This window comes from Microbulbifer sp. CNSA002 (assembly GCF_047324085.1).
In the GTDB taxonomy this organism is placed as follows: Bacteria; Pseudomonadota; Gammaproteobacteria; order Pseudomonadales; family Cellvibrionaceae; genus Microbulbifer.
Genome location: NZ_CP172449.1, coordinates 2,748,709 through 2,760,125, shown reverse-complemented (window position 1 = coordinate 2,760,125; position 11,417 = coordinate 2,748,709). Strand labels below are relative to the sequence as shown.

5 protein-coding genes are annotated in these 11,417 nt (G+C 54.1%); all 5 read left to right on the top strand.

What is annotated here, in order from left to right; translation table 11 throughout:
- Positions 1-26 precede the first annotated feature (26 nt).
- From ACG1BZ_RS12340 to ACG1BZ_RS12320, 5 genes are read left to right on the top strand one after another with little or no spacing between them, the layout of a single operon-like run.
- A complete protein-coding gene (locus ACG1BZ_RS12340) occupies positions 27-5,612 on the top strand; it encodes an amino acid adenylation domain-containing protein (protein WP_413662060.1) in 5,586 nt (1,861 codons plus the stop codon).
- Positions 5,613-7,421, top strand: coding sequence for an ABC transporter ATP-binding protein (locus ACG1BZ_RS12335; protein WP_413662059.1), 1,809 nt, complete (start codon positions 5,613-5,615; stop codon positions 7,419-7,421). It abuts the gene before it with no gap.
- Positions 7,418-9,172: an ABC transporter ATP-binding protein gene (locus ACG1BZ_RS12330; RefSeq protein ID WP_413662058.1), complete on the top strand. Its 1,755-nt coding sequence runs from the start codon at positions 7,418-7,420 to the stop codon at positions 9,170-9,172. Before ACG1BZ_RS12335 ends, ACG1BZ_RS12330 begins: the two co-directional genes overlap by 4 nt.
- Positions 9,169-10,269: a saccharopine dehydrogenase NADP-binding domain-containing protein gene (locus ACG1BZ_RS12325; protein WP_413662057.1), complete on the top strand. Its 1,101-nt coding sequence runs from the start codon at positions 9,169-9,171 to the stop codon at positions 10,267-10,269. The genes ACG1BZ_RS12330 and ACG1BZ_RS12325 overlap by 4 nt, the downstream gene beginning before the upstream one ends.
- Positions 10,266-11,417 (top strand): class I SAM-dependent methyltransferase, encoded by a 1,152-nt coding sequence (locus tag ACG1BZ_RS12320; protein WP_413662056.1) that lies wholly within the window; start codon positions 10,266-10,268, stop codon positions 11,415-11,417. Before ACG1BZ_RS12325 ends, ACG1BZ_RS12320 begins: the two co-directional genes overlap by 4 nt.

Genomic DNA, 11,417 nt, shown 5'->3' with positions numbered 1-11,417 from the left:
CAGCGATTGGACGGAGTTTTAACCCCATGACGGCTATGGAACTGATCGACGAATTACAAGGGCTTGGGGTGGAACTCTGGACCGAGTCTGAACAACTGCGCTTTCGCGCGGCCAAAGGCCTGCTGTCGGAGCAGCACAAGCAGAGGCTGCGGGAACACAAGTTACAAATTATCGAAATACTGAGCGCTGCTCAAACAGCCGCTGGCAACGACCAGGACCTGGGAGTGGTGGTAGAGGCTGATAAAGATAATCGGCATGAACCATTCCCTTTAAGCGATGTGCAGACCGCCTACCTGTTGGGTCGACAAAATGCATTTGGCTACGGCGGCGTTGCTTGTCACGGTTACTTGGAGCTGGAATACCCGGGATTAAATCCAAAAGGTTTGCAGGAAGCCTGGAACCAACTCATTGAACGTCACCCGATGTTGCGGGCGGTTATCGAGCAGGAGGGATACCAGCGGGTTCTCCCCCAAGTGCCGCACTACGAAATGAAAAGCCAAGACCTCACCGGTTTGGACGAGGACGCCCTGGAGCTTGCCTTGGAATCGGTGAGAGATGAACTGGGCCACCGCAACTACCCCATTGGTGAGTGGCCCATGTTCGAGCTGCGCCATAGCCGCACAGATAAGGGCCATATAGTGCATTTCTCTATGGATGCACTGATCGCAGACTGGGCCAGTGCGGGCATTTTATTTAATGAACTCGACCTTCTGCTATCTCACCCCGGTGCAGCCCTGCCGCCACTGGAAATTGATTTTCGTGATTATCTCCTGGCCGAACGAAGTCTATTGGACAGCCAGGGCTACCAAAATGATCGTCGCTATTGGTTGGATCGCCTTGAGCAATTGCCGCCCGCACCTGAGTTACCGGTTTTGCCGCTCGCTTCAGAGGCGGAATCTGTACGTTTTAATCGCTACCACTACCGCCTGGACACCGCGCACTGGCAGACACTGAAGCAGCGAGCCGGAACTGCCGGCTTAACCGCGTCGGTTGCCGTGCTGGCTGCCTACGGAGCGGTATTGCAGCGGTGGAGCCGCCAGCCATGCTTTAGCCTGAGTCTTACCTTATTGAATAGGCTGCCCTTACACCCTCAGGTTAACCAGCTGATCGGTGATTTTACTTCGGTCAGTGTGTTGGCGATTGGTGATTCCAATGGAAAAACCTTTCGCGATTGGGCGGCTGGCATTGGCGAACAGTTGTTCAGTGATATTGATCACCGCTTGTTCTCCGGCGTGGAAGTACTGCGGGAAATGTCCCGTGCGCGAGGACCCGAGGCCGCATTGATGCCGGTGGTATTTACCAGTGCTATTGGTCTGGGAGATACCGAAAAACCTGTCAGCGGTAGAAAGTCCGGCAGGGGAATTACCCAGACACCGCAAGTCACCCTGGATTGCCAGGTGAGAGATGATGCCGATGGTCTGGAAATTAACTGGGACGTGCGCCAGGGCGTTTTTCCATCGGGCTTGGTAGAGGATATGTTCGCGGCCTTTACCGGCTTATTGAATGAGCTCGCCGCTGGCGGCGACGGGCAATGGCTTGGCAAGTCTCCGGTTTCTTTACCCGAGTGGCAGCAACAGGAACGGTATCAGGTTAATCAAACCGATGGACCAGTTCCTTCAGAGTTATTGCACCAGGGCGTATTTGCCCAGGCAGCGGCAACACCGGAAGCTACTGCCATTATTGATAGCAATGGCAGTGTGAGTTATGGGGACCTGGCGAAAAAAGCGGCGGGTATCGCCAAATCGCTGAGAAAAGAAGGTTTCCAGCTGGGTGGTCGCGTAGCCATTGCAATGCCCAAAGGGCGAGAGCAGATAGCGGCGACCCTCGGTGTGCTCCTGGCTGGTGGTATCTATTTGCCACTGGACGCGGCACAACCGGAAATACGGCTCAATAAACTGTTGCTGAGTGCAGAGGTGGAATATGTCCTGACACTCAGCGACCTCGCCAGCCAAATTAAGTGGCCATCAGAAGTACAGGTGATCAGTGTAGATACCCTGGCACCTGAAACCGAGATCCCGGTAGCCAGTAATGGCGACCCGGAGCAGCTGGCTTATGTTATCTACACCTCCGGCTCTACCGGCGAGCCCAAGGGTGTGATGATTAATCATCGGGCCGCTTTAAATACGGTGCTGGATATTAATCGCCGCTTCGAAGTGGGCCCGGGCGATCGCATTTTGGGTTTGGCCCAACTCAGTTTTGATTTGTCGGTCTACGATATTTTTGGCCCCTTGGCAGCCGGTGCGATTTTGGTGTTGCCTGATCCGGCTCGTGGTGCAGACCCTTCACATTGGGCGGAAGTCATGGATGAGCACCGGGTGACACTGTGGAACTCTGTCCCCGCGCAGTTGCAAATGCTGGCCACCTATTTGGATACGGAGCCTCGGCCGCTGTCCGAATGGCGATTGGCAATGCTGTCGGGAGATTGGATTCCGGTTACTTTGCCTGAACATATCAGGCGCCATGTGCCCGCACTCGACCTTATCGGCATGGGTGGGGCTACAGAAGCTGCAATCTGGTCCAACTACCACCGTATTGATCGAGTCGATCCCGCCTGGAGCAGTATTCCCTATGGCGTGCCGCTGACGAACCAGGGCTTCCGAGTGCTGGATAGCCAATTGCGCGATGCCCCTGTGTGGGTGGCGGGTGAGCTGATGATTACTGGCCTGGGATTGGCCGATGGTTATCTCGGTGATACGGCCCTCTCTAAACAGAAATTCTTCTCTCATCCGGTGGATGGTCAGCGCCTTTACCGCACCGGCGATTTGGGCCGTTACTTGCCCGGTGGTGAACTCGAATTCCTGGGCCGTGAAGACGGACAGGTAAAAATTCGTGGACACCGTATCGAACTGGGAGAAGTGGAGTCTGCATTATTGGCCCACCCCGCAGTATCAACAGCAGCGGCGGTGATTGAGAAGAAAGAGGGCGGCTCGCGAGCGGATTTAAATCTGTTGGGTTTTGTAGAAAGTCGTCGCATGGATGATGCCGAGCCAGTAGCCATCGATCCAGAACTGGTAAATTCGGTGCGTCAGTTTGCGCACTACCAGGCCGGTGAGCCGGAAGCTGTCAGTGTCGGTGACTATGTGCAGGCGCTTGAGGAAGCGGCCCTGTTGTCGATGCTTCACGGCTTGATGGGCCTGGGGGCATTTACAGATTGCGAGCAGGGATACAGTGCAGAAGAAATTCTTTCACTAGCGGAAGTCCATGAAAAGCATCACTGGCTGGTGCGTCGTTGGTTGGACCTTCTCGTTAACGCAAAACTGCTCAGCTTATCCGCGATCAGCGCCGCTGCTGAGGAAAAATATACGCGTACCCGGGCAGTCGACATCTCTGCTGTTGACGAAGCGTGGAAGCGCGTTGAACAGGGAATTGAAAGCGATTTTTGTAATCGGGAATTCCTGCAATATCACCGGGATCATGTCGAGTTATTACCCCAGTTACTAGCGAATCAACAAAATCCGTTTGAATTGTTGTTCCCCCAGGGCGACCAGCAGGTGGCCTTGTCCCTTTATCGGGACGATCTTATCGCCCGCTATAACAATGCTGCCGTTTCCGCATTAATTAACCGCATTGCCGCCCAGAGCGATAGAGGGTTAACGGTTCTTGAGTTGGGTGCTGGCACAGGGGCTACCAGTGCGTCGGTTATCCCCATGTTGGATGGATATGACGTTGACTATCTATTTACCGACATGACCGCATTTTTCCTGACTGAGGCTCGCCATCAATTTAAAGAATGGCCTTGGGTGCGCTTCGGGTTAATGGATCTCAATACAGACTATCGCGCCCAGGGTTTGGCGCCCAATAGTGCAGATGTCATTTTATGTGCTGGGATGCTCAACAGTACCCGAGATCCAGACGCGGCTATTGCCAGTGCTGTCGAATTGCTGGCGCCCGGGGGCTGGTTAATCCTGACTGAGCCAACGGTGGATCACGCTCATATCCTGCTTACCCAGGGTTTTATGATGGACCCGGCTGGTGATGATCGCGCTTGTGGGGCGACCAAGTTCCTTTCTATCGAAAAATGGCAATCGCTGCTAAAAGCCCATGGTGCTGGCCAAGTGCTCTGTCTGCCGGAAGATGAGCATCCTTTGTCTGCTTTTGGTATGAACTTATTGGCCGCGCAGATGAAAACTGATCGGCAATATTTGAGTGCCGGGAAACTGCGGGACTTTTTAGCGAATAGATTGCCCGCGCATATGGTGCCCGCCCATTTACAAGTTCTCGACCAGCTGCCGCTCACCGCCAATGGCAAAGTTGATCGCAAAATGCTCGCCGGTTGGCGCCCTACGACTGGCGATGCACAAGAGGCTGCGCACTCAGAACAGATGGACCCTCTGGAAACGGCTCTGTGCAAACTCTGGGCTAATGCACTGGGCCTCGATAATGTGGGCCGACAGGACAGCTTTTTCGATCTCGGTGGTGACTCGCTGATTATGGCGCGGGTTGCAGGGCGCTTGTTGGAAGAGATTCCCGAGGCAAAATCGTTTACTTACGACGCCTTGTTGCGCCACATGCTCAATGGACCGACGGTTGCTGCATTGGCCAGAGCACTGAGAGTCGAGCCGGATGCCGCTGCCGAGGAACACGCAGACACTGATATCGACAACCTGGTTGCAACTACCCGCGAGGGCAGCAACTCCTTGATGGTTCCCTTCAGTCATAAGGGCGAGGGTAAAGGGGCATCCAAAGAAGAGGCGCCGGTGCGGATTATGTTCCATGCGGCCCTGGGTACCCTGGATTATTTCCAGCACCTGGGCAAAGCGCTTGCGGCCCAGGATTTGGGCCCGGTCATTGGAATTGCTGTCGCCAATACAGAAACGTATCTGTCCATTGATGCCAAAGAATTAATCGAGCGCACTGCCGATGATTACGCCCAGAGAATCATCGACGAGGGCTATCAGCGTTGCCAGTTAATTGGCTATTGCTTGGGCGGTCTGCTGGCAACGGAAGTTTCGCGCAGACTGCTGGAGCGCGGTGTCGATGTGATTGACCTGAGCCTGATCGACAGTATCCCAATGTTTGTCGATACCGATGAAGAGCTGGCTTTCGAAGCGATTTTTGCCCCCAACCTGAATCTCGACCCGGTAAAAGCGGTATTTGGTGAGCATATCGAGAGCGAAGATATTTCCCGCGCGATCGAGACCTTAATGCAGGAACACAACGGTCGTGTTCCCGCCGGTGCAATGGCAGAACTCGACGGTGATGCCGGGCTTAAAGCGGTAGCGGAAGCCGTGCGGCAACGCTCTCAACTCACCCAGGAGCAGCGCCTGGCCGGTTATACCGAGATGGCCTCTGCCCAGGCGGGTGTGCCGGTTGAAGCTGCGATGATACCGGGGCTTTTCCGGGTGTGCCGACACAGTATGCGCGCTGCCTGTTTTGATCTGCCTCCCTATATTGGCGATATGACCTACTTGCGCTGCCAGGAAGAGCAATCCTTCGGTGTCACCGCTGGCGTAGGCCATATGGCTGCGCCTTATTGGCAGGATGTTTGTCTGGGTGACTTTGAATTAATTGATGTGCCGGGCAATCACTTCAGCGTGATGGAGCCGCCGCAGGTTGCCACTGTCGTTGAGCACTTGGCAAAACCATTACAGCGCGGTAAAGCGGGCAAATAGATGGCTGAGCACATTTTGCCAAAGACCAACTTGCGAAAGTCCAACCTGCGGGAACTGATGCGTCCATTTCGTGGCCTCGTGTGGCTGGGGGTGGTGCTCGGTGCCTGTGGTGCGCTCACTTCACTGATTCCTTTTATCGGTATCGTTGAGCTGGCTCGCCTGTTCCTGGCGTCCGATATCAGTGATATCGCCGATGCGATTATTCCCGTTGTATTCGCGATAGTTGCCGGGCTGGCGATGGGATGGATCTGCACCGTGATCGGTTTGTGGTTAACCCATATTGCCGACCAGCGTATGCAGGCGGAACTGCGACGTGCCCTGGTGCGGAAATTGGGACAGGTGCCCCTGGGTTGGTACAGCGAACACACCTCCGGTGCGGTGCGCAAAGCGGCGCAAGATGATCTTGATGATCTTCACCATATGGTTGCGCACCATCAGGTGGAGTTGGTCGCTGCATTTGCACTGCCGCTGGCGGGCTTGGGCTACTTATTCTGGCTCGACTGGCGCTTGGCCCTGTTAGCGGTAGTTACCCTGCCAATTTACCTCGTGTCCTACGCCTGGATGATGCGTGGTTTCGGGGAAAAAATGCAGCAGCTGGATAAGGACTTTGGCCGGGTCAGTGCTGCGATTGTTGAATTTGTCCACGGCATTGCGGTGGTCAAGGTTTTCTCGCAAACCGGTCGCGCCCACAGGAATTATCAACAGGCCGTCGAGGATTTCAGTCGCCGTTATACAAGCTGGGTTACACCGCTTGTGCGTCTGGAGGCAGTCACCTCTCTGGCCCTGTCGGTGCCGGTCATTATGTTGGTGAGTCTGGCCGGAGGCGCTTGGCTGGTGGTGAATACAGGCATTCAGCCGATTGATGTTCTCGCAACAACGCTGATCGCTGTGATGATTCCCCAGACGATTCTCACCTTGAGTCAGGGGCTGACCGCCCAGCAAAAAGCCAAAGCTGCCGCAGGCAGGATCGATCAATTGTTGGAGGTTGAGCCTCTGGCTGTTACCTCTGAACCCAAAGAGCCCAAAGATGCAGGGCTGCTCTTTAAGCAGGTCAGCTTTGTCTATACCCAGGATCGGCCGGTATTAAGCGATATTACTTTGCGCTGTCACCCCGGCTCGATCACAGCTTTGGTGGGGAGCTCCGGTGCCGGGAAATCCACCTTGGCCAAACTAGTTCCCCGTTTTTATGACGTGGCCCAAGGTGCTGTGCTTCTGGGAGACGTCGATGTCCGTGATATAGATCCGGACAATTTATATCGACATGTTGGCTTTGTACTTCAAGAGACTCAGCTATTGGCTGGCACTGTGGCAGATAACCTGCGCCTTGGGCGCCCGGATGCCAGTGACCAGGAGTTGGTAGATGCAGCGCGCAGTGCCTGCATCCATGAAAAAATTTTAAGTTTCCCCCAAGGTTACCAGGCGGTTATTGGCAAGGATGCCTTTTTTTCTGGTGGAGAAGCGCAGCGTTTAAGTATCGCGCGGACGCTTTTAGCAGATGCCCCTGTGTTGATTTTGGATGAGGCCACAGCTCACGCCGATCCGGAATCCGAAGCCCAAATTCAGCAGGCATTGTCCTGCCTGGTGCGCAATCGCACGGTACTGGTGATTGCCCATAAGCTGCACACCATCACCGAAGTCGATCAGATTGCGGTCCTGGACGGCGGCCGCTTGGTTGAATGCGGAAGTCACCGACAACTGTTGGCTGAGAGCAAGCACTACGCGGAACTATGGCGTTTGTACAACAGTGCCGAACAGAGTGAAAAAGCAATGAGTGGTGAGGCTCAGGTTATTAGCGGGGTCTCATCATGATTCGCAGTTTGCTCGCCATTCTCGGACCCGCGCATCGCCGTGAAGTTGGCATTTACGCGGTATGGCTTCTCGCCTATGGGGTTTTGCAGGGAATCGCGGTGACACTTCTGGTGCCCCTGCTCAGCTCACTGTTGGCCTCTGAGATGGAGGCGGTTGGGTACTGGTTGCTTTCCCTGTTATCGGTAGTTGTGATTGCTTGTATTGCTCGTTACCAGCAAACCGTAAAAGGGGCTGCACTGGCCATCCTGGTATTGAAAACCCTGCACAATCGTTTGGGTGAACACCTCTCTCAACTTCCCCTCGGTTGGTTCAGTGCAGAAAAAGTCGGTCGTTTGTCCCGCAGTGCAACCGGGGGCACCTTGATGGTGACTAACGTTTTTGCCCACCTGTTGCCCCCCACTGTCAGCGGTGTTGTCACTCCGCTGACAGTGGGGGTGGCAATGTTGTGGTTTGACTGGCGACTGGGGCTGACCGCTTTGTTGTTTGTGCCCTTGATTTATATTGGCCATCGCTGGTCCGCCCAGTGGATAGGCGCCATGGAAACGGAAGTGGATGCTGCCGGTGCTCGCGCCAGTAGCCGGGTGGTGGAGTTTGCCCGCAACCAAGCGGTACTCAGGTCTTTTGGCAAAAATGTCAGCGGTTATCTCCCACTGGAAGAGGCGATTGCCGGGCAAAGCGGAGCGGCGGGTTCCATGTTGCGGCAGACCTTCCCCCGCTTGTTTGCCGGTGGATTTATGGTGCAACTCGCCTTTGCCGCAGTGATTGCCGTGGGTGTTTGGCTCACGCTCAATCAACAACTTCCCCCTATTGAATTGGTGGCTTTGCTAGCTTTGGCGGCCAGATTTACCGGTCCTCTGGCGGAACTCGCCGGGCGCAGTGGTCTGCTGCGCATGGCCGGTAATGATTTGCACAGACTGGCCGCTATCTTTTTTGAGCAGTCGCTACCTGAGCCATCCAGATCTCAGCCTTTTACCGAGCAGGGTGGGTTGGTTGAATTTTCAAATGTGAATTTTAGCTACGAGTTGGGGCAACCGGTATTGAAGGATCTTTCCTTTAGGGTTTCTCCGGGTACCACTACAGCGATAGTCGGTGCATCAGGCTCGGGTAAAACCACCATCACTCGTTTGTTGTTGCGTTTTTTTGATACCGACCAGGGCCAGGTAAAAGTGGGCGGGGTGGATGTGCGGCAACTGCGCACAGAAGACCTGATGCGGCAGATCTCTATCGTTATGCAGGATGTGTATCTGTTCAGCGACACCCTGGAAGCGAATATTCGATTGAGTCACCCCGAAGCCAGTCAGGAAGCCCTGGAACGTGTGGCGAAACTGGCTGGAGTAGACGAGATTATTGAGCGCTTGCCCCAGGGATGGCAGACGCAGGTAGGTGAGGGGGGCGCTGCACTTTCTGGTGGCGAACGCCAGCGGGTTTCTATCGCCCGTGCCCTATTAAAAGCTGCACCTATTGTTGTGCTGGATGAAGCAACAGCAGCACTCGATCCGCGCAATGAAAAGTACCTGAACAGTTCCCTGCAGCAATTAAAACAAGGGTCCACTGTCATTGTGATCGCCCATCAATTATCCACCGTTATGAACGCGGATCAAATAATCGTACTTGAAGAAGGTGCGGTGGCTGAAGTTGGCAATCACCGCAAGTTGTTATCACAGCAGGGTCTGTATGCACATTTTTGGCAACAGCGCAGTCAAGCTACTGGCTGGCGTTTGGTTGAGTCCGATATGGAGGTAAGCCTATGACAATTGCGATTTTAGGTGGTTATGGCGATGTGGGTGCAGCGGTTACCGGTTATTTACAGTCCCTCGAGTTGGGTGCTATGCGTATCGGTGGTCGCAACGCACATAAACAGCCGCTATCCAGTGATTCGGTAATTTCTTATCAGACGGTGGACTACCTGGATGCAGCCTCACTGGATCAGTTTGTATCTGGCTGCGAGGTTCTGATCAATTGTGCAGGACCTTCACATTTAATTGGCGACAGGGTTGCCAAAGTTGCGGCACAAGTGGGAGCAGCCTATATCGATGTTGCTGGCGATGAAGCCCTCTATGAGCAACTCGATGGATCCTATTACCAGAGCCATGGTCTGACCGCAGTTTTATCAGCCGGCTTACAGCCGGGGCTCAGTAGTCTGCTACCACGCTGGCTGGCAGAGCAGGAATTTTCACAGGTAGAGAGCCTGATCAGCTATTTCGGCTTGCGCGATCGATTTACCGATGTCGCCGCCGATGATTATTTGCAAGGTGCCAATGAACAGCACAGTAAACCCTTGGCAGCCTGGCGCAATGGACGCCGGGTGAGTGGAATATTGAAACGCCGTTCCGATGTCGAGCTGCCCTTTTTTCCTGAATCTACCACTGTGCTTCCGTATTTAAATAGCGAGGGCGAGCGCCTAGCTCAGGATTTATCCCTCTCTGATGGTGATTGGTATAACGCGGTTAGCGGCTCTTATATTTTATCCGCCTTTAATACTACCCATGGTTTTAGCCGCGACGAAGCGCGGGCAGCACTGTGTCGGGCCAGTGCGCTGGATCTGGCGGGGCGCGATCCTTATGTGCTGATGCTTTTGCAACTTACCGGTAAATACAACGAGCAAGAGCGCACTCGCACAGCCGCGTTGCGGGGCACTGGCAATGCAGATCTAACAGCAGCGGTAGCCGCAGTCACCACTATGGCTGTACTTCGCGATGAAATCCCACCGGGTTGTCATTACTGCGCCCAAGTATTGCCGCCGGCATTGGCGATGGAACGCATGTCGAAGATTGGGGCATTGAGTTTTTTAACCACCCTGGAAACAAGTATTGAAGATATGGTGTGCCTTGAGGAGGGAGCCATTTGAAAAACCTAACACCTCCACCCGCCGATACCGCCCATGAGGCTGGGCTGGCAGCTTTACCCGCTGAGCTTGCTACAGACAGTGGTTTGGCAAAACTGCCGGCTGCAATGCAGAGGCTTGAGTTTATCAGCCTGCGGACGATTATGGAGTTATTTTCCTCCAGCGGAGTGCTGACTCCAGAGAGTGTTGGGCGCGGCAGTGAGGAAATTATTAATACGCTGGGTGCCGCTTCCCGACACCATTGGCTGGTTCGCCGCTGGCTGGTGGCCTTGGTTGAACGAGAGTTTTTGAGGCTCAGTAATGGCAACTACTCCTGGGAGCAAATTCCTGAGAGTGCAGTCGGAGCAGATAAATTACCGGAGGCCTACAGTGCGCTGGGATTCCCCCCTGAAATGGCCGAGTCACATCAAAAGCTCCTGACGCATTTGTCTGAACTGGTGCGGGATCAAGTCTCCATTAATCAATTGCTGTTCGAGAATGGAGAAATACTAACGGCACTGGCCGCCTACCAGAACAACTGGTTTACGACGTATCTCAATTATGCCGCAGCGTACATCGTAAAACAGGCCGTCAAGCCAGGGCCTATGCTGAGAGTGCTTGAATTGGGGGGAGGTGCAGGCCTAACCACTTCGGCAATTTTAGATACTTTAGCCGGAAGGCCGGTTAATTATCGCTTTACCGATGTATCGCCAGTATTTACCACTGCGGCACAGAAAAAATTTCGCAATCACATCGGTTTGCGTTGCAGCCTGCTCGATATCAATGTCGATTTTTCTGCGCAGTCAATTGCGCCGGCAAGTACCGATATCGTTGTGGCTGGCAATGTTTTGCACAACGCTGCTCATATTGGCCAAACGCTACAGCGTATTCGCAGGTCGCTTGTCCCTGGTGGCTGGCTATTGTTTAGCGAATCCACTCGGGATAACCACGCCATGTTAACGGCAATGCAGTTTCTGCTTTCCCCTGCTGAATCCGGGACTCTTTTGGGCAGTGAAGATCGGCGAGGGGGCTCGGATCAGGTATTTATTGATAGCGCAGCCTGGCAGGAAGAGCTGGTTAGCGCTGGCTTTGAGATTAAGTATTTCCTGGCACCCTCGACATCGTCGCTATCAGTAGCGGGCCAAACCTTATTTGTTGCAAGGGCTGTTTAA